Below are 19,877 nucleotides of genomic sequence, written 5' to 3'. Positions count from 1 at the left end.
GGGACAGCCGGGGCCGCTGAGCCACGCCGGCGCCGGCCACCGCGGGCCGGCGGCCTCCTCGCGGGTGCGGCCTCACCCGAACGGTCCATTCGGCCCTGTCGCGGTGCCCGGCCCGCCCGCACACTGTCACCATGACGGACCTGGCCGAAGAGATACGGCGCGGTCGCGCCGCGCGCAAACAGGCGCCGCGCACCTCGCACGGCCGCTGGATCCCCGCCGCCGGCCGGCCGGAACCGCTCGCCGTCCTCGAGGCGCAGGCCAAGAGCCGGGAGCCGGACCTGGTGCCCATCCGCTACGGCCGGATGGCGGTCTCGCCGTTCACGTATCTGCGGGGCGCTCCGGCAGTGATGGCCGCCGATCTTGCCGGACAGCAGCAGACGGGACTCACCGTGCAGCTCTGCGGCGACGCCCATCTGCTGAACTTCGGCGTCTTCGCCTCACCGGAACGCGCGCTCCTGTTCGACCTCAACGACTTCGACGAGACGCTGCCGGGCCCCTTCGAATGGGATGTGAAACGACTGGTCGCGAGCGTGGCCGTGGCCGGGCGCGACAACGGTCAGCCGGACGCGCGGGCCTGGCAGGCCGCGCGGGCCGCGGCGGAGTCGTACCGGCTGTCCATGCGCCGCCTCGCGGGCCTCGGTGAACTCGACGTCTGGTACGAGCGGATCACCACCGAGGACATCGTGCCGCTGGTGCGGAAGATGGACCGCGAGCGCTTCCACTCCCAGCTGGAGAAGGCCCGGCGCCGCACCAGCCTCCAGGCGGTGGACAAGCTCACCGAGACCGTCGACGGACATCGCCGCATCGTCCACGACCCGCCGCTGCTCGAAGCGGCGCCGGACATCGACGCGGCGGCCGTACGGAAGATCCTCAGCGACTACCGCAGCACGCTGCCCGAGGACCGGAGGGTCCTGCTGGACCGGTACCGGTTCGTCGAGGCGGCCCGCAAGGTCGTCGGGGTGGGCAGCGTCGGCACCCGTTGCTTCGTGGCGCTGATGACCGGCCGGGACGACGAGGATCCGCTGTTCCTGCAGATCAAGCAGGCCCAGCGGTCCGTCCTCGAACCCCATCTGCCGAAGTCGGCCTACCGTCACCAGGGCCAGCGGGTCGTCGCCGGCCAGCGGCTGCTCCAGGCTGCCAGCGACATCTTCCTCGGCTGGGTGAGCGGTCCGCAGGGCCGGCACTTCTACTGGCGGCAGCTGCGCGACATGAAGGGCTCCGCCGACATCGCCACGATGTCCCCGGCGCTGCTGCGCGACTACGCGGCGCTGTGCGGCAGGGCGCTGGCCCGTGCCCACGCCCGGTCCGGCGACCGGATCGCGATCGCCGCGTATCTGGGCGGCTCCGACACCTTCGACCGGGCCATGGCCGCCTTCGCGCTCGCCTACGCGGACCGGACCGTGGAGGACCACGCGGCGCTTCAGGCGGCGATAGCGTCGGGCGCGATAGAGGCCGCCACCGTCACCTGAGACGGGCACCGCCGCGGCCGCACCTCTGGTCCGGGGCGATCTTCGCGTGTTACGAAGAGGCATGCCAGCAGCCTCTGCCGAAACCTTCAGCCGCTCCGTGTACGACGCCGTCATCGTCGGCGGCGGCCACAACGGACTCGTCGCAGCCGCCTATCTCGCCCGGGCGGGCCGTTCCGTCCTCGTTCTGGAGCGCCTCGGGAACACCGGGGGAGCGGCCGTCTCCACCCGCCCGTTCGCCGGGGTCGACGCCCGTCTGTCCCGCTACTCGTACCTGGTCTCCCTGCTGCCCCAGCGGATCGTCCGCGACCTCGGCCTCTCGTTCTCGGTGCGCAAGCGGACCGTGTCCTCGTACACCCCGCTCGTGCGCGACGGCCGCGCGACCGGGCTGCTGGTCGGCGGGGACCGTACCCGTGAGTCGTTCGCGGACCTCACCGGCTCCGACCGGGAGTACGAGGCGTGGGAGGCGTTCTACGGCATGACCGGGCGCCTCGCGGAGCGGATCTTCCCGACGCTGACCGAGCCGCTGCCGACACGCGACGAACTGCGCGAGCGGGTCGGTGACGAGACGGCGTGGCGCATGCTGTTCGAGGAGCCGATCGGCACCGCGATCGAGGAGAACTTCAGCCACGACCTCGTCCGCGGGGTCGTCCTGACCGACGCGCTCATCGGCACGTTCGCGGACGCCCACGACCCGTCCCTGGTGCAGAACCGCTGCTTCCTCTACCACGTCATCGGCGGCGGCACCGGCGACTGGGACGTCCCCGTCGGCGGCATGGGGGCGCTGACCGACGCGCTCGCCGGCGCCGCGCGCGGAGCGGGCGCCGAGATCGCCACCGGTCATGAGGCGATCCGGATCGAGACGGACGGGGAGACCGCGGAGGTCGCCTTCCGCACGGACGACGGCGAAGGCACGGTCGCCGCGCGCAAGGTCCTGGTCAACGCCTCGCCGCAGGCCCTGTCCGCCCTGCTCGGCGAGGAGCCCCCGCCGCCGGCGGAGGGCGCCCAGCTCAAGGTCAACATGCTGCTGCGCCGGCTGCCACGGCTCCGCGACCACGCCGTCGACCCGCGCCGGGCGTTCTCCGGCACGTTCCACATCGCCGAGGGCTACGGCCAGTTGGCGACGGCGTACGCCCAGGCCGCGTCCGGCCGCCTCCCGGAGGCCCCGCCGTCGGAGATCTACTGCCATTCCCTGACCGACCCGTCCATCCTCGGGCCCGAACTCGCCGCCCAGGGCTATCAGACGCTGACGCTCTTCGGGCTCCACACCCCGGCCCGGCTGTTCGCCGCCGCTCCGGACGCGACCCGCGACGCGCTGCTCAAGGCCACCCTCGCCGAACTCGACGCCCACCTGGACGAGCCGATCACCGACTGCCTCGCACTCGACGAGGCAGGACAGCCCTGCATCGAGGCCAAGACCCCGCTGGACCTGGAGCGCGACCTGCGGCTGCCCGGCGGGCACATCTTCCACCGCGACCTGGCCTTCCCCTACGCGGACGACTCGACGGGCCGCTGGGGTGTGGAGACCGCCCACGCGAACGTGCTGCTGTGCGGGGCGGGCGCGGTGCGGGGCGGCGGCGTGAGCGGCATCCCGGGCCACAACGCGGCGATGGCGGCACTGGGGCGGTGACGGGCGCTGCGGCCGGCATGGGGGCGCCCCCGGCCGGCGGCGGGTCCCTCCGGAGCCCGCCGCCGGCTCGGCGTCAGTCGCGTGACACCGTCCAGCCCACGGCCTCGACGCGCCCCGCGTCCCCCGGCCGCCGCTCGTCGAAGAGCACGTGCCCACCGTCCTCGACGCGCAGCCCGTCCACGTACGCCCCCCGCCCCACGTACAGCTGATCCGTCGCGTAGCGCCACCGCAGCCGCACCGGCCGCCCGCGCCACCCGGCCAGGGACGCCTCCAGCCGGTGCCAGACCCGCCCGGACCAGCCGGTCACCGAGCCGGCGGGACGCGGTTCGGGCTGCTGCCCCTTGCGGGCGGTGGTGAAGGGCACCGCCTGCCAGGTGGTGCCCCCGTCGGACGAGGCCTCCAGGAAGACCTTGTCGGCGCCGGGCTCGGTGTCCCACCACAGGGAGCAGCGCACCACGGCACGGTCGGAGGGCGGAGTGATCTCGGGCAGTGTGAGGGTCGCGGTCGTCGCCGCGGCCATGCCGGAGTACCAGGCGGTGCGGCCCTCGTCGGGGCGTACGGCGACGGCCCGGGCGAGATGGTTGGCGGCGGCGACGCGCGGTGCACTGCCGGAGCGCCAACTGCGCACCGGATGCACGGAGTTGCCGAGCACGACGAGGAACGAGTCCGTCGACGGGTCGAGTACGAGACTCGTGCCGGTGAAGCCGGTGTGCCCGGCGGTGCGGGGCGTGGCCATCGCCCCCATGTACCAGTGCTGGTACAGCTCGAAGCCGAGTCCGTGCTCGTCACCGGGGAACGCCGTGTTGAAGTCGGTGAACATCAGCTCCACGGACGCGCCGGACAGGATGCGCGCCGCGCCGTACGCGCCGCCGTTGAGCAGGGTGCGGGCGAGCACCGCGAGGTCCCAGGCGCAGGAGAACACCCCGGCGTGCCCGGCGACGCCGCCGAATCCGTACGCGTTCTCGTCGTGCACCTCGCCCCACACCAGCCCGCGGTCCAGGCCGGACCACGGCAGCCGGGCGTCCTCGGTCGCGGCGATCCCCGGCCGCCAGGATGCCGGGGGATTGAACCGTGTGCGGTGCATGCCGAGCGGGGCGGTGATCTCGTCGTGGAGCAGGGCGTCCAGTCCGCGGCCGGTGATCTTCTCCAGGACCAGCTGCAGCGAGATCAGATTCAGGTCGGAGTACAGGTACTTGGTGCCCGGCGCACTGGCCGGCGCCTCGTTCCACAGCAGCCGCAGCTGCCCTTCCCGGGTCGGCTCCTTGAAGAGCGGGATCCACGCCCGGAAGCCCGAGGTGTGCGTGAGCAGCTGCCGTACGGTGATGTCCTGCTTGCCGGCCGCCCCGAACTCCGGCAGATACGCCGCGACCCGTTCCTCCAGCTCCAGCGCGCCCCGCTCGATCTGCTGCACCGCGAGGATCGACGTGAACAGCTTGGACACCGACGCCAGGTCGAAGACGGTGTCCTCGGCCATCGGGATCTGCTGCTCCGGCGGGAACTCCACGCCGGTGTCGGTCTTCTCGTCGTACGCCGCGTAGCGCACCGCCATGCCGACCGGCCGGTGCAGGGCCACCGTCCCGCCGCGGCCGGCGAGCAGCACGGCGCCCGCGTACCAGGGGTGTTCGGGGGAGGGCGCGAGGTACTTCTCGGCGTCCGCGACGAGCTTGTCCAGATGCGTGGCGATCAGCCCGGCCCGCTCTGGCGAGCCGCGTCGCAGCGTCGTGCGCCGCCGCCCAGCGCTTCCGCCGCCGTTTCCGCCCGGCGCCGCCGTCGCGGCCCCCGGGAAGGGTCCGATCACCAGCGCACCTCCCAGTGCCAGCGCGGCGCCGCCCAGTCGGCGGCGGCTGATCCCTCTGCCCGCCGAGGCATCCGTCATACCTCACCCTCCCTGAAAGAATCCTTCGTAGATCGCGCAACACGTGAAACTTTCTTACCGGGGTGAGGGTGCGTCAAGACCGGTCAAGAATCTGACACTGCATCAGAAAATCTCTTCCCTCGGCCGTTCCGCTGCGGCATCCTGCGCCCATGGAGACGGAGCTGAGCAAGAAACTGGGAGTCGAGCACGCCATCTTCGGCTTCACGCCGTTCCCCGCGGTCGCCGCCGCCATCAGCAGAGCGGGCGGCTTCGGCGTCCTCGGCGCGGTGCGCTACACCGCTCCCGGCGATCTCGCGCGCGATCTCGACTGGATGCAGGAGCACACCGGCGGGAAGCCGTACGGCCTCGACGTCGTGATGCCCGCCAAGAAGGTCGAGGGCGTCTCCGAAGCCGATGTCGAGGCGATGATCCCCGAAGGACACCGCCGCTTCGTCGAGGAGACCCTCGCCAAGCACGGCGTACCCGCGATGCCGGAGGGTGAGGCGTCCGGCTGGCGGATCACCGGCTGGATGGAACAGGTCGCGCGCAGCCAGCTCGACGTCGCCTTCGACTACCCGATCAAGCTCCTCGCCAACGCCCTCGGCTCCCCGCCCGCCGACGTCATCAGCCGCGCCCACGACCGCGGCGTCCTCGTCGCCGCCCTCGCCGGCAGCGCCAAGCACGCCCGCCGGCACGCCGAGGCGGGCATCGACATCGTCGTCGCCCAGGGATACGAGGCGGGCGGCCACACCGGCGAGATCGCCTCCATGGTGCTCACCCCCGAAGTCGTCGACGCCGTGGGCCCGCTGCCCGTACTCGCCGCCGGGGGCATCGGCAGCGGTGAACAGATGGCCGCCGGACTCGCCCTCGGCGCCCAGGGCGTCTGGCTCGGCTCGGTCTGGCTCACCACCACCGAGGCCGACCTCCACTCCCGCGCCCTCACCGGGAAACTCCTCGCCGCGGGTTCCGGCGACACCGTCCGCTCGCGCGCCCTGACCGGGAAGCCCGCCCGGCAACTGCGCACCGAGTGGACCGATGCCTGGGACGACCCCAGCGGCCCCGGCACCCTGCCCATGCCGCTCCAGGGCCTCCTCGTCGCCGACGCCGTCTCCCGCATCCAGAAGCACGAGATCGAACCGCTGCTCGGCACGCCCGTCGGCCAGATCGTCGGCCGGATGAACGCCGAACGCAGTGTCCAGCAGGTCTTCGACGACCTCACCCGCGGCTTCGAACGCGCTGTCGACCGCATCAACCGCATCGCCGGACGGAGCCAGGCATGAATCAGTCCCCGAACGGATTCTGGGCCCAGGCCGCGGCCGACCCCGGCCGTACGGTCCTGATCGCGCCCGACGGCGAGGAGTGGACCGCCGGAAGGCTGCACGCCGACGTCAACCGCCTCGTGCACGGGCTGCGCGCCGCAGGACTGCGGCGGGGCGACGCCTTCGCCGTCGTCCTCCCCAACGGCGTCGAGTTCTTCACCGCGTACCTCGCCGCATCCCAGGCCGGGTTCTATCTCGTACCCGTCAACCACCACCTCGTGGGACCGGAGATCGCCTGGATCGTCGCCGACTCCGGAGCCAAGGTCCTCATCGCCCACGAGCGCTTCGCCGGCGCCGCGAGGGCCGCGGCCGACGAGGCGGACCTGCCGCCCACCCACCGCTACGCCGTCGGCCCGGTCGAGGGCTTCCGCACGTACGCCGAACTCCTCGAAGGACAGCCGGACACGGTGCCCGGAGAGCGCACCCTCGGCTGGGTCATGAACTACACCTCCGGCACCACGGGCAGGCCCCGGGGCATCCGCCGCCCGCTGCCAGGAAAGCTCCCCGAGGAGACCTATCTGGGCGGCTTCCTCGGCATCTTCGGCATCAGGCCCTTCGACGACAACGTCCATCTGGTCTGCTCGCCGCTCTACCACACCGCCGTGCTCCAGTTCGCGGGCGCGTCCCTGCACATCGGCCACCGGCTGGTGCTGATGGACAAATGGGCGCCCGAGGAGATGCTGCGAATGATCGACACGTACGACTGCACCCACACCCATATGGTCCCGACCCAGTTCCACCGGCTGCTGTCGCTGCCCGAGGACGTCCGCGGCCGGTACGACGTCGGCTCGATGCGGCACGCCATCCACGGCGCCGCACCCTGCCCCGACCATGTGAAGCGGGCCATGATCGAGTGGTGGGGCCACTGCGTCGAGGAGTACTACGCGGCGAGCGAGGGCGGAGGTGCCTTCGCCACCGCCGAGGACTGGCTGAAGAAGCCCGGCACGGTCGGCAGGGCCTGGCCGATCAGCGAACTCGCCGTCTTCGACGACGACGGCAACCGCCTGCCGCCCGGCGAACTGGGCACCGTCTACATGAAGATGTCGACCGGCGGCTTCAGCTACCACAAGGACGAGGCCAAGACGCGGAAGAACCGCATCGGCGACTTCTTCACCGTCGGTGACCTCGGTGTCCTCGACGAGGACGGCTATCTGTTCCTGCGCGACCGCAAGATCGACATGATCATCTCGGGCGGAGTGAACATCTACCCCGCCGAGATCGAGGCCGCGCTCCTCAGCCACCCCGCGGTCGCCGACGCCGCCGCCTTCGGCATCCCGCACGCCGACTGGGGCGAGGAGGTCAAGGCCGTCGTGGAACCGGCCGACGGCCGGGTCCCCGGCCCCGACCTCGCCGCGGCGATCCTCGCCCACTGCGAGCAGCACCTCGCGGGCTACAAGCGCCCCAAGAGCGTCGACTTCATCGACACCATGCCGCGCGACCCCAACGGCAAGCTCTACAAGCGCCGGTTGCGGGACCCCTACTGGGCGGGACACGACCGCCCGCTCTGACCCGGTGGGGGCCGCCATGGCTCCGTTGGCCCAGCACCCCGCGCGCCCCGCCCGGCGGCCTGGCAGCGTGGCCGCCATGAAGACCGGCACGACAGGGCTGGGGGCTCAGTGGACCACCTGGGTGCCGGTGGTCGCCGCGATCGCGCTCGTCCTCGGCTGGGGCCGCCATCTCCCCGGCCTCGCCGTGACCCTCGTCGGTCTGTGCCTGGTCGGCGCGGTGCTGGCGGCGGTGCACCACGCCGAGGTCATCGCCCACAGGGTGGGCGAGCCGTTCGGCTCGCTGGTCCTCGCCGTCGCCGTGACCGTCATCGAGGTCGGTCTCATCGTCACCCTGATGGCCGGCGGCGGAGCGAAGGCGTCCACGTACGCCAGGGACACCGTGTTCGCCGCCGTGATGATCACCTGCAACGGCATCGTCGGGCTGTCCCTGCTGGTGGCCGCGGTGCGCAACCGCGTCGCCGTCTTCCACGCCGAGGGCTCGGGCGGGGCGCTCGCGACCGTGTGCACCCTCGCCACCATGACGCTGGTGCTGCCCACCTTCACCACCAGCCGGCCGGGCCCCGAGTTCACCTCCAGCCAGCTGACGTTCGCCGCCGTCTCCTCGCTGTGCCTCTACGGGCTCTTCGTCGCCGTACAGACCGTCAGGCACCGCGACTACTTCCTGCCCGTCGCCCGCGAGGGGCAGCGGAGCGACCCCGACGAACACGCCCCGCCGCCCGGTGCCCGCCGGACCTGGTGGAGCGTCGCGCTGCTGTTCGTGGCGCTCGTCGCCGTCGTCGGCGACGCCAAACTCGTCTCGCCGACCATCGAGGGCGGGGTGGAGTCGGCAGGGCTGCCGAAGTCCGTCGTCGGGGTCGTGATCGCCCTGATGGTGCTGATGCCGGAGACCCTCGCCGCCCTGCGCGCCGCGCGCCGGGACCGTATGCAGACCAGCCTCAACCTGGCCTACGGCTCCGCGATCGCGAGCATCGGTCTGACGATCCCGGCGATCGCGCTCGCCTCGATCTGGCTGCCCGGGGCGCTGATCCTGGGCGAGGACGCCACCCACATAGTGCTGCTCACTCTCACCGCCGTGGTCAGCGCCCTCACGGTGGTGCCGGGGCGCGCCACTCTCCTGCAGGGCGGCGTGCATCTGGTGCTGTTCGCCGCCTTCGTGTTCCTGTCGTTCAGTCCCTGACGGCTTCCCGTCGTTCAGCCCCGGAAGCCGATCGGCCGTCCAGCGGCCCGAGCCCCGCGACGAACGCGCTCCTTGACCCGCGCGACCGCACGGCCCAGGATCCAGCCATGGCAGCCTTGGAGCGACTCGTCCACAGCACGGTCGACGGCGTCCTGCGCCGCACCGCCCAGCGCGTCCCCGACCGCACCGCCGTGAGGTACGGCGACCGGTCCTGGACCTACGCCGAACTGGACACCGCCGTCTCCACCGCGGCCGCCGTACTGAGCGAGCGGCACGGACTGGGCCCGTTCGACCGCGTCGCCGCCTACGGCCACAACTCCGACGCCTACCTGATCGCCTTCCTCGCCTGCTCTCGCGCGGGTCTCGTCCATGTGCCCGTCAACCACAACCTGACGGGCGACGACCTCGCGTACATCCTCGACCAGTCCGGCAGTTCACTCGTCCTCGCCGATCCCGCACTCGGTGACCGGGTGCCAGGCCGCTTCCCCGTACGGGCCCTGCGCGACACCGGCGACTCGCTGCTGGACGCGCTCGCCGAGCCGGAGGACTTCGACGCCGACCGCGACGCCCGTGAGCTCGTACAGCTGCTGTACACCTCCGGCACCACCGCCCAGCCGAAGGGCGCGATGATGACGCACCGGGCGCTCGTCCACGAGTACGTCAGCGCCGTCACCGCCCTGGACCTGGACGAGAGCGACAAGCCGGTCCACTCCCTGCCGCTGTACCACTCCGCCCAGATGCATGTGTTCCTGCTGCCCTACCTGGCCGTCGGCGCGGAGAACACCATCCTCGACGCGCCCGACGCCGCACAGATCTTCGATCTGGTCGAGGCGGGCCGCGCCGACAGCCTCTTCGCACCGCCCACGGTCTGGATCGGCCTGTCCCACCACCCGGACTTCGCCACCCGCGACCTGGGCTCCCTGCGCAAGGCGTACTACGGGGCGTCGATCATGCCCGTGCCCGTACTGGAACGACTGCGCGAGCGCCTGCCGCACCTCGCCTTCTACAACTGCTTCGGCCAGAGCGAGATCGGGCCGCTCGCCACGGTCCTCGGCCCCAAGGAGCACGAGGGCCGGATGGACTCCTGCGGCCGGCCCGTGCGCTTCGTCGAGGCGAGGGTCGTCGACGAGGACGGCGAGGACGTCGCCGACGGGACGGCCGGCGAGATCGTCTACCGGTCACCGCAGCTGTGCGAGGGGTACTGGGACAAGCCGGAGGAGACCCGGGACGCCTTCCGCAGAGGCTGGTTCCGCTCGGGTGACCTCGCGGTCCGCGACGGCGACGGCTACTACACGATCGTCGACCGGGTGAAGGACGTCATCAACTCCGGGGGAGTGCTGGTGGCCTCCCGTCAGGTCGAGGACGTCCTCTACACGCACCCGTCCGTCGCCGAGGCCGCCGTCATCGGCCTCCCCGACGACCGCTGGATCGAGGCCGTCACCGCGGTCGTCGTCGCCCGTGACGGCGTGACGGAGGAGGAACTCCTCGCCCACGCCCGCAAGGACCTGGCCGGGTTCAAGGCCCCCAAGCGGGTGCTGTTCGTCGACGAGCTGCCGCGCAACGCGAGCGGGAAGATCCTCAAGCGGGAGCTGCGCGACAGGCTCGCCTGAGCGCGAGGGGCCGGCCGGGTCCGGTCCTGACCGCGGGTCCCACCGCGGATCTCACCGCGAGGGACGTGCCGTCAGGGGCCGGTCGGGTACGGCTGCGTCTGCTGCGGATGCATGCCGATCGGGGGCAGCCCGGAGCGCATGACCTGCTCCAGAGTCCGCAGCGCGTGCTCGGCCTCCCGGCGCACCTGCGCGGGCACGTCACCGCGTTCCGTGACGAGCCGGTCGTAGATCGGCGCCTCCTGCCACACAGCCAACCAGCCCTTTCCTCAAGCGAGTTCAGCTCCCGAGGACCAGGAGCAGCTGCCGAGCCTATCCTGTCGGCGGTGCCGCTCCGGCATCAGGTCGGCCGGCCGGCGCCCGGGGCCGCCGGGAACCGGCCGCCGAACCCGTGGTGGGCCGAGGTCGTTCTCGGGACGTGGCCGTTCTACCGGAGGTCGACGATCCGCTTGATCTTGCCGACCGAGCGCTCCAGCGTCTCCGGGTCGACCACCTCCACCGTCACCGACACCCCGATCCCGTCCTTCACCGCCGCCGCGATCAGCCCGGCCGCGGCCTCCCGCTGCTCGGCAGGCACCCCCTCGCGCGCCTCGGCCCGTACCGTGAGCGCGTCCATCCGGCCCTCGCGCGTCAGCTTCAGCTGGAAGTGCGGGGCGACACCCGGCGTCCGCAGCACGATCTCCTCGATCTGGGTGGGGAACAGGTTCACCCCGCGCAGAATGATCATGTCGTCGCTGCGTCCGGTGACCTTCTCCATCCGCCGGAACACCCGCGCGGTCCCGGGCAGCAGCCGGGTCAGGTCCCGGGTCCGGTAGCGGATGACCGGCATGGCCTCCTTGGTGAGCGAGGTGAAGACCAGCTCGCCCTCCTCCCCGTCCGGCAGCACCTCACCGGTGAACGGGTCCACGACCTCGGGATAGAAGTGGTCCTCCCAGATGTGCAGTCCGTCCTTGGTCTCGACGCACTCCTGCGCCACACCCGGGCCCATCACCTCGGACAGCCCGTAGATGTCGACCGCGTCGATCGCGAAGCGCTCCTCGATCTCGCGGCGCATCTCCTCGGTCCACGGCTCCGCGCCGAATATCCCGACCTTCAGCGAGGTGGACCGGGGATCGACGCCCTGGCGTTCGAACTCGTCGAGCAGCGTCAGCATGTACGACGGCGTCACCATGATGATCTCGGGCCGGAAGTCCTGGATCAGCTGCACCTGCCGCGCCGTCATCCCGCCCGACGCCGGGATGACCGTGCAGCCGAGCCGCTCCGCCCCGTAGTGCGCGCCGAGACCACCCGTGAACAGCCCGTAGCCGTACGCCACATGAACCTTGTGGCCGGGCCGTCCGCCGGCCGCGCGGATGGAGCGGGCCACCACGTCCGCCCAGGTGTCCAGGTCACCGTCGGTGTAGCCGACGACCGTGGGCCGCCCGGTCGTCCCGCTGGAGGCGTGGATGCGCCGCACCCTCGACTGCTCCACGGCGAACATCCCGAACGGGTAGTGGTCGCGCAGGTCCGACTTCGCCGTGAACGGGAAGCGGGCGAGATCGTCGAGCGAGCGGCAGTCCTCGGGCCGCACCCCTGCCTTGTCGAACGACTCCCGGTAGAAGCCGACGTTCTCGTACGCATGGCGCAGGGTCGCCCGCAGCCGCTCCAACTGGAGGGCCCGGAGCTCCTCGCGGCCGAGGCGCTCCCCGGCGTCCAGCAGCTCCGCCGGGTCCGTCAGATGCGTCAGGTCCGTCCGATCCGTCATACGGATGACTCCCGTGTCACTCGCAAACCGGGCGACCGATCATTCGGTCGACTGTCCGGGATCAGTAATCCAGCCGCCCGGCCGGGCGTCAAGACATCAGCCCGTTGGCGGGATCGCGGACGCCCGGAGAGGATCGCGGTATGCCGACCTTCAGCGCATACGACGGCACCTCGCTCGCCTGCCACGCGGAGGGGGAGGGGGAGCCGCTGATCTGTCTGCCGGGCGGTCCCATGCGGGCCTCGGCCTACCTCGGCGAGCTCGGCGGCCTCACCGCCGGTCGCACGCTCATACGGCTCGACCTGCGCGGCACCGGCGACTCCGCCGTACCGGACGACCCGGGCACGTACCGCTGCGACCGGCAGGTCGACGACGTCGAGGCGCTGCGTGAGCACCTCGGACTGGAGCGTGCCGACATCCTCGCCCACTCGGCCGCCGGCAATCTCGCCCTGCTCCACGCCGCCGCCCACCCCGAGCGGGTGCGCTCCCTGACCCTCGTCACCCCCGGCACCCGCGCCATCGGCGTCGAGGCCACCGAACAGGACTGGCGGGACGCCGTCGCGCTGCGCAAGGGCGAGCCCTGGTACGAGGCAGGCCACCAGGCGTGGGAGGCCTACCTCGGCGGCGCCGAGCTCGACGACCTTTGGCCGGACATCGTGCCGTTCATGTACGGGCGCTGGGACGCGGCCGCGCGAGAGCACGCGGCCGACGACGCCCACCAGTCCAACCCGCAGGCGAGAAGCGCCTACTTCGCCGACGGCGCCTTCGACCCGCCGACGACCGCGAAGGCGCTCGCCGCTCTGGAGGCGCCGGTGCTCGTCCTCGCCGGTGAGTACGACGGCGGGCCCACCCCCGCACGCGCCGGGAAGACAGCCGCGCTGTTCCGCCACGGCACGGCCGTGGTGCAGCGCGGCGCCGGCCACTACCCGTGGCTGGACGACCCCGGCGCCTTCACCCGCGCCGTCACCGGCTTCCTCGACTCCGCCGTCACCGGCGCCGCGGCGGGGCCTGTGTGAAGCTCTGCTGTCGGCCCGCTTAAGAAAACCTCGATGGACTGAACGCCCGAGCCTCGGCAGATTGGTCCACGTCGTCCGCCGACCCGGCCGTCCTGCCTGGTCCGCCCGCCCGCAATGCCTGGAGCCGCACCATGAAGGCACTCGTCAAGCAGCACGCCGAGCCCGGGCTGTGGCTCATGGACGTCCCCGAGCCCGAATACGGCCCGGGCGATGTGCTGATCAAGGTCCTCCGCACCGGCATCTGCGGCACCGATCTCCACATCCGCTCATGGGACGGCTGGGCCCAGCAGACCATCAGCACCCCTCTGGTCGCGGGCCACGAGTTCGTCGGCGAGGTCGCGGCCGTCGGCGCGGACGTCCAGGACGTCGCCGTGGGCGACCTGGTCAGCGGCGAGGGGCACCTCGTCTGCGGCAAGTGCCGCAACTGTCTCGCGGGCCGCCGTCATCTGTGCCGCAGCACCGTCGGGCTCGGCGTCGGCCGCGACGGAGCGTTCGCCGAGTACGTGTCGCTGCCCGCGTCGAACGTGTGGGTGCACCGCACGGAGGTCGACCTCGACATCGCCGCGATCTTCGACCCGTTCGGCAACGCCGTGCACACCGCGCTGTCCTTCCCGCTCGTCGGCGAGGACGTGCTGATCACCGGCGCGGGCCCGATCGGGGTCATGGCGGCGGCCGTCGCCCGGCACGCGGGCGCCCGCAACGTCGTGATCACCGACGTGAGCGAGCCGCGCCTCGAACTGGCCCGCAAGGTGGGCGCGACGCTGGCCGTCAACGTCGCCGAGACCGACATCGCCTCGGCACAGCGCACCCTCGGCCTCAAGGAGGGCTTCGACGTCGGCCTGGAGATGTCCGGCCGCCCCGAAGCCGTCCGCGACATGATCGACAACATGACGCACGGTGGCCGGATCGCGATGCTGGGTCTGCCCGCCCAGGAGTTCGCCGTCGACTGGTCCAGGATCGTCACCTCGATGATCACGATCAAGGGCATCTACGGCCGGGAGATGTTCGAGACCTGGTACGCGATGACGGTCCTCCTCGAAGGCGGACTCGACCTCGCTCCCGTGATCACCGGCAGCTACGGCTACCAGGACTTCGACGCGGCCTTCGACGAGGCCGCCACCGCCCGCAGCGGCAAGATCATCCTCGACTGGACCGCCTGAGTCCCCGGCCCGGCCCGCAGCCACCCCTCAAGGGAGAGAACCCCATGTACGCGTCCGTCCGCGACGACCTCCGCGCCACCCTCGACGAGATCCGCGCCGCCGGCCTGCACAAGCCCGAGCGCGTCATCGGCACCCCCCAGTCGGCCTCCGTGGCCGTCACCTCCGGCGGTGCGGCCGGTGACGTGCTGAACTTCTGCGCCAACAACTACCTCGGCCTCGCCGACCACCCCGACGTCGTCGCCGCGGGCAAGGAGGCCCTGGACCGCTGGGGCTACGGCATGGCCTCCGTCCGCTTCATCTGCGGCACCCAGGAGGTCCACAAGGAGCTGGAGCGTCGCCTCTCCGCGTTCCTCGGCCAGGAGGACACGATCCTCTACTCCTCCTGCTTCGACGCCAACGGCGGAGTCTTCGAGACCCTCCTCGGACCCGAGGACGCCGTCATCTCCGATTCCCTCAACCACGCCAGCATCATCGACGGCATCCGCCTCTCCAAGGCGGCCCGCTTCCGCTACGCCAACCGGGACATGGCCGAGCTGGAGACCAGGCTCAAGGAGGCCACCGAGGGCGGCGCCCGGCGCAAGCTCATCGTCACCGACGGCGTCTTCTCCATGGACGGCTACGTGGCGCCCCTGCGCGAGATCTGCGACCTCGCCGACCGCTACGACGCCATGGTCATGGTCGACGACTCGCACGCCGTCGGCTTCGTCGGCCCCGGCGGCCGCGGCACCCCCGAGCTGCACGGCGTCATGGACCGCGTCGACATCATCACCGGCACCCTCGGCAAGGCCCTCGGCGGCGCCTCCGGCGGCTACGTCGCCGCCCGCGCCGAGATCGTGGAGCTGCTGCGCCAGCGGTCCCGCCCGTACCTGTTCTCGAACTCCCTCGCCCCGGTCATCGCCGCCGCCTCCCTCACGGTCCTCGACCTGCTGGAGTCCGCCGGTGACCTGCGGGAGAAGCTCGCCGCGAACACCGCCCTCTTCCGCACGAAGATGACCGAGGCGGGCTTCGAGATCCTGCCCGGCGACCACGCGATCGCGCCCGTCATGATCGGCGACGCGGCCGAGGCGGGCCGGATGGCCGAGCTGCTGCTGGAGCGGGGCGTGTACGTGATCGGCTTCTCGTACCCGGTCGTCCCGATGGGGAAGGCCCGCATCCGCGTCCAGCTCTCCGCCGCGCACTCCCGCGAGGACGTGGAGCGGGCGGTGGCGGCGTTCGTCGACGCCCGGGCGACAATGGCCGGGTGATCGACCCCCGCAGGCTCCGCATACTGCGTGCCGTGGCGGACCACCGTACGGTGACCGCCGCGGCCGCAGCGCTGTATCTGACCCCCTCCGCCGTCTCCCAGCAGCTCGCCGCCCTGGAGCAGGAGTCCGGCCACACCCTGCTCATCCGCAGCGGCCGCGGCGTACGGCTGACCGCGGCCGGCGAGATCCTCCTCGCCCATGCGCACGCGGTGCTCTCGCAGCTGGAACGGGCCGAGGCGGAGCTCGCCGCCTACGCGGGCGGCGCGGCCGGCGAGGTCACGGTCGCCGCCTTCGCGACCGGTATCGCCGAGGTCCTCGCCCCCGCGATCGGACGCCTGGCCGGCGAGCACCCCGGCATCCGGGTCCGCGTCCGCGACGCCGAGGGCGACGAGAGCCTGCCGATGGTCCTCGACGGCGAGGCCGATCTGGCCCTCGCCGTCGAGTACCGCGGGGCGCCCCGCGAGAACGACCGGCGACTCGCCCGTGTCCCGCTCTACGCGGAACCCTTCGACGCGGTCCTGCACCACGGCCACCCGCTCGCCGGCGGCAGCCGGGTGGAGCTCGCCGAACTGGCCGACAGCGACTGGATCGGCCAGAACCCCGGCAACCCCTGCCACGACGTCATGCTGCTGGCCTGCGAACTCGCGGGCTTCCAGCCCCGGCTGACCCACACCTCCGACGACTTCCGCGCCGTGGTGGCCCTCGCCGGTGCGGGCGCCGGAGTGGCCCTCGTCCCGCGCTCGGCGCTGCGCGGCATGGAGCTGAAGGACACCGTCGTCCTCCCCGTCGCGGGGCCGGCCGCCACCCGGCGCGTCTTCGCGGCGGTCCGCCGCGGCGCGGAGGCCCATCCGCTCCTCAGCCCGGTCCTCGACGCCCTGGCGGGGGCGGCGGCGGGACTGTCCACGGACTGATCCCGCCATCGCCGCCGCACCGGCCGGCGCCAGGGCGGAAACCGGCCAGATCTGGCGGGAACCGAACCGTGCCATCAACCGTCGCAGCGAGCATGAAGCCGAGAATCGTCGCGATTCCTGCACTCCTCCTCCTCGTCGCCTGCGGGCAGCAGGCGACTCCCGGCAGTACGGCGTCCCCCTCACCGTCGGCGTCCGCCTCCACATCGCCCTCCGCCTCCGCACAGCGCTACGAGGTCCGGGCGACCGTCCTGGAGAGCGCCTCGCACGGACCGCAGCTCTGCTCGATGGTCCGGACGTCCCTGCCGCCCCAGTGCGGCGGCCCCGATGTCGTCGGCTGGAAGTGGAGCGCGGTCAAGCGGGAGTCCCAGCAGGGAACGACCTGGGGCACGTACGACCTCGTCGGCACCTGGGACGGCAGCCGCTTCACGCTCACCGAACCCGCGCGGCTCTCCCCTTCCGGTTCCGGCACGCGCGAGGTTCCCGAAGGCGACTTCCAGGCACCCGACTTCACGAGCCCGTGCCGTGCGGCGGCGGGGGACCGTGAGGCCGTGGACCCCTCGAAGGCGGGAGCCGAGGACTACGAGCGTGCCCTTCGCTCGGCGGAGGAGGACAAGGAGTTCGCCGGCGGCTGGATCGACACCGAAGGCGGCGGCACCGTCCTCGTCATGCGGTTCACCCGGGACCTCGCCGGCCACGAACGCGAGATCCGCAAGACCTGGGGCGGCGCCCTCTGTCTGACGACCGCCGCGCGCTCGCAGGCCGAACTGCGCACGGTGCGGGAGCGGGTGGTGAAGGCGGTGCCCAACCTCCTGGGCGCGAGCATCGACGTCGTGGGCAACGCCGTGAGCATCAGGACCTACGTCGCCACCGACGAGCTGCGGCGGGACATGGACCGGCGGTTCGGCGCCGGGGTGGTCCGCGTGCACGGCTGGCTGCGGCCGGCCGGCTGAACCGGTGCGGCGCGCCGCCGTCAGTGCGGGCCCGGTGCTCCCGGCCGGTGGACGTACGGAGTCGTCGTGCTGAGCGCGGTGAAGCCGAGGCGCTCCAGGATCGGCCGGCTCGACGGCATCGCGTCCACCTGGAGGTAGCGGTAGCCGCGTTCCGCCGCGATGCGGGCCCGGTGGGCCACCGAGGCGCGGTACAGGCCGCGGCCGCGCCACCGCGGCACCGTGCCCCCGCCCCACAGACCCGCGAAGTCACGTCGTCCCGGCGGGAGTTCCAGTCGGGACGAACTCACCGGCACGTCGCCGGCCATGGCGACGACGGCGACGAGACCGTCCGGGCCGGCGGTCAGCTGTGCGAGCAGCTGTGCCCTCAGCCGGGAGGAGTCCGTGCCGAAGGCCTCCTCGTGGACCCGGGCGAGGAGATCCACGCCGGCGGCGTCGGTGACCCGGTGGAACTCCACACCGGTAGGCAGCTCCGGCCCGTCCCGGCGGCCGTCCGCACGCCCGTGCGCGGACTCGGCCGCGACCCCGTCCGTGGGCGCGACCAGCAGCGTCTCGGCGGGCTCCGGCACGAGCCCGGCAGCGAGCAGCCGGTCCGCGAGATCGAAGGGCCGGTCATGCCCGTACAGCTTCCACTCGAACTCGCAGCCGCGCGAGGCGAAATGGCGCACCTGCTCCGTGATGGCCGCGTCCGCCGTCGTCGCGTCCAGGCCGGACCAGAGGACGCCGTTCCAGCCGTGGTCACCGGCGGTCTGCCGCACCACGCCACCCACGCGCTCGACCCGTGCCCCCGGCCCGTCCGCGGGGGCGTCCCGCCGCATCTGCCGGTCGTACAGGGCCAGCACCGCATCGTGATCCATCCGGCCACTCCACCACCGGCCCGCACCGGCGGCAACGGAGTTTCGCGGCGGACGCCTCGAGCGAGCGGGCGCCGAGCGGCTCACGCGCCCCTGACGAGCCGGTCCACCGCCGCGGTTCCGGACCCGTACGGCAGCGCGTACGCCGGCATGGGCCCGGGACTCCGGGCCGGTTCGAGGGCCGGAATCCGGTCGTACTCCTGGCCCTGGCCCTGACTCTGGCCGTGGTTCTGGTTCTGGCCCTGGCCGTAGCTCCGGCCCGGGCCGTGGTGCGTCGCGTACAGCGTCTCCTCCAGCCCCGCCACCAGCCGCTGCACATCCGCCTGCGGCCGCACCACGAGCCGCAGATACCGGCTGGAGCTGCCGATCTTGTTGCCGCACTCCCGCACCAGCACGCCGTACTCCTCCAGCAGCCGGTCGCGAAGCACCGCCCCGTCGGCCCCCTCCGGCAGCCGTACGTACAGGAAGTTGCCCTGCGACGGGTACACCGTCAGCCCCGGCAGCCGGCTCAGCTGCCAGATCATCTCCTGCCGGTCGCGCTGCACCAGACGCAGACTGTGCGCGTACTCCAGCCGGTGCTCCTTCAGCATGAACACCACGGTCTCGGCGAAGGAGTTGAGGTTCCACTTCGGCAACGCCGCCCGCACCCGCCCCGCGAGTCCCGGATTGGCGACGAGATAGCCGAAACGCACCCCGTGCAACCCGAAGTTCTTGCCCAGACTGCGCAGCACGATCGTGTTGGGACGCAGCACGGCCTCGCCGACGACGCTGGAATCCGCCTCCGCGTCAGCGAACTCCAGGAACGACTCGTCCACGACGACCAGGTCCAGATCCTGGAGCTGGTCCAGGAGCGCGAGCACGCCGTGCCGCGGCAGCAGACCGCCGTCCGGGTTGTTCGGGTTGCAGATGACGGCCGTACGCGACCCTCTCGAGCGGACGAAGTCCACGAACGACGCCGGATCGAGGGCGAAGCCGGCGGACTCCGGCAGCGGGAACATGTCGACCCGCTTGCCCGTCTCCATCGGCTGGTCCGTCCACCGCCCGAACGTCGGCACCGGCACCGCCAGCGACTCCCGCACCAGCAGATGATCGATCCAGGTGATCAGCTCGGTGGACCCGTTCCCCATGGCGACCGTCTGCGGATTGAGCCCGAGGACGGAACACAGCTCGGTGGTGATGGTGTCCGCGCTGCTCGGGTAGTACGTGAGGATGTCCCGCAGCCGGCCGCCCAGCTCTTCGAACATCTCGGGCGTCGGGAAGTACGGGTTGCAGGGGATGCAGAAGTCGGTGATCGCCTGTGCGTCCCCGCCCGCCCGGCTCAGCGCCGCGTACGAGGGGCTGTGCGCCGTCGACGCACGGAACAGCGCGGTGACGTTGCTGCCGGCTTCGGCCATGAGGTTCCTCCGGAGGTGGCTGGCTGCTGCCTGCCGGGGAATACGTAC

The 19,877-nt window shown here is 72.1% G+C and carries 16 protein-coding genes; 11 read left to right on the top strand and 5 right to left on the bottom strand.

Going from position 1 to position 19,877, the window contains the following annotated elements:
* The first annotated feature begins 131 nt into the window (after nt 1-131).
* Entirely contained in the window at nt 132-1,469 is a 1,338-nt protein-coding gene (locus tag OG766_RS01480) for a DUF2252 domain-containing protein (protein WP_266377439.1), read from the top strand.
* 61 nt (nt 1,470-1,530) lie between these two features.
* A complete protein-coding gene (locus OG766_RS01475) occupies nt 1,531-3,096 on the top strand; it encodes a phytoene desaturase family protein (RefSeq protein WP_328724336.1) in 1,566 nt (521 codons plus the stop codon).
* 73 nt (nt 3,097-3,169) lie between these two features.
* On the opposite strand, the gene OG766_RS01470 is transcribed toward OG766_RS01475, so the two are convergent.
* Complete coding sequence (locus OG766_RS01470) at nt 3,170-4,972, bottom strand: serine hydrolase (RefSeq protein ID WP_328724335.1); 1,803 nt, start codon at nt 4,970-4,972, stop codon at nt 3,170-3,172.
* 149 nt (nt 4,973-5,121) lie between these two features.
* Here OG766_RS01470 and OG766_RS01465 point away from each other — a divergent pair, with 149 nt between their 5' ends.
* From OG766_RS01465 to OG766_RS01450, 4 genes are all read left to right on the top strand, one after another.
* Complete coding sequence (locus OG766_RS01465; protein WP_266377448.1) at nt 5,122-6,231, top strand: NAD(P)H-dependent flavin oxidoreductase; 1,110 nt, start codon at nt 5,122-5,124, stop codon at nt 6,229-6,231.
* Complete coding sequence (locus tag OG766_RS01460; protein ID WP_328724334.1) at nt 6,228-7,778, top strand: acyl-CoA synthetase; 1,551 nt, start codon at nt 6,228-6,230, stop codon at nt 7,776-7,778. The genes OG766_RS01465 and OG766_RS01460 overlap by 4 nt, the downstream gene beginning before the upstream one ends.
* A gap of 76 nt (nt 7,779-7,854) precedes the next feature.
* Nucleotides 7,855-8,955, top strand: a complete 1,101-nt coding sequence (locus OG766_RS01455; RefSeq protein WP_266377454.1) for a calcium:proton antiporter — start codon at nt 7,855-7,857, stop codon at nt 8,953-8,955.
* 107 nt (nt 8,956-9,062) lie between these two features.
* Nucleotides 9,063-10,565, top strand: a complete 1,503-nt coding sequence (locus OG766_RS01450) for an acyl-CoA synthetase (protein WP_328724333.1) — start codon at nt 9,063-9,065, stop codon at nt 10,563-10,565.
* Nucleotides 10,566-10,636: 71 nt separating this feature from the next.
* On the opposite strand, the gene OG766_RS01445 is transcribed toward OG766_RS01450, so the two are convergent.
* Together OG766_RS01445 and paaK are read right to left on the bottom strand one after the other, a co-directional pair.
* Nucleotides 10,637-10,819: a hypothetical protein gene (locus OG766_RS01445; protein WP_266378397.1), complete on the bottom strand. Its 183-nt coding sequence runs from the start codon at nt 10,817-10,819 to the stop codon at nt 10,637-10,639.
* A 170-nt stretch (nt 10,820-10,989) separates the two neighbouring features.
* A complete protein-coding gene (paaK, locus tag OG766_RS01440) occupies nt 10,990-12,306 on the bottom strand; it encodes a phenylacetate--CoA ligase PaaK (protein ID WP_328724332.1) in 1,317 nt (438 codons plus the stop codon).
* 140 nt (nt 12,307-12,446) lie between these two features.
* Between paaK and OG766_RS01435 the strand changes: the two genes are divergently transcribed.
* The 5 genes from OG766_RS01435 to OG766_RS01415 all read left to right on the top strand — a co-directional run bounded on the left by OG766_RS01435 (nt 12,447) and on the right by OG766_RS01415 (nt 17,584).
* Nucleotides 12,447-13,319 carry an alpha/beta fold hydrolase gene (locus tag OG766_RS01435; protein ID WP_266377463.1) on the top strand — a complete coding sequence of 291 codons (873 nt, stop codon included), beginning with the start codon at nt 12,447-12,449 and terminating at the stop codon, nt 13,317-13,319.
* Between the two features lie 131 nt (nt 13,320-13,450).
* Entirely contained in the window at nt 13,451-14,479 is a 1,029-nt protein-coding gene (gene tdh / locus OG766_RS01430; protein WP_266377466.1) for an L-threonine 3-dehydrogenase, read from the top strand.
* 44 nt (nt 14,480-14,523) lie between these two features.
* Complete coding sequence (locus OG766_RS01425) at nt 14,524-15,723, top strand: glycine C-acetyltransferase (protein ID WP_266377469.1); 1,200 nt, start codon at nt 14,524-14,526, stop codon at nt 15,721-15,723.
* Nucleotides 15,720-16,634 (top strand): LysR family transcriptional regulator, encoded by a 915-nt coding sequence (locus OG766_RS01420; RefSeq protein WP_266377472.1) that lies wholly within the window; start codon nt 15,720-15,722, stop codon nt 16,632-16,634. Before OG766_RS01425 ends, OG766_RS01420 begins: the two co-directional genes overlap by 4 nt.
* Before the next feature lie 92 nt (nt 16,635-16,726).
* The gene (locus OG766_RS01415; protein WP_266377475.1) at nt 16,727-17,584 is read left to right on the top strand and encodes a hypothetical protein; all 858 of its coding nucleotides are present in this window, start codon (nt 16,727-16,729) and stop codon (nt 17,582-17,584) included.
* Nucleotides 17,585-17,604: 20 nt separating this feature from the next.
* On the opposite strand, the gene OG766_RS01410 is transcribed toward OG766_RS01415, so the two are convergent.
* Entirely contained in the window at nt 17,605-18,438 is an 834-nt protein-coding gene (locus tag OG766_RS01410) for a GNAT family N-acetyltransferase (protein ID WP_266377478.1), read from the bottom strand.
* An 80-nt stretch (nt 18,439-18,518) separates the two neighbouring features.
* Nucleotides 18,519-19,829, bottom strand: coding sequence for a pyridoxal phosphate-dependent aminotransferase (locus OG766_RS01405; RefSeq protein WP_443045437.1), 1,311 nt, complete (start codon nt 19,827-19,829; stop codon nt 18,519-18,521).
* Between the last annotated feature and the right edge of the window lie 48 nt (nt 19,830-19,877).

It is taken from the genome of Streptomyces sp. NBC_00259, assembly GCF_036181745.1.
Lineage (GTDB): Bacteria > Actinomycetota > Actinomycetes > Streptomycetales > Streptomycetaceae > Streptomyces > Streptomyces pratisoli.
This window is presented reverse-complemented; position numbering and strand designations above follow the sequence as displayed.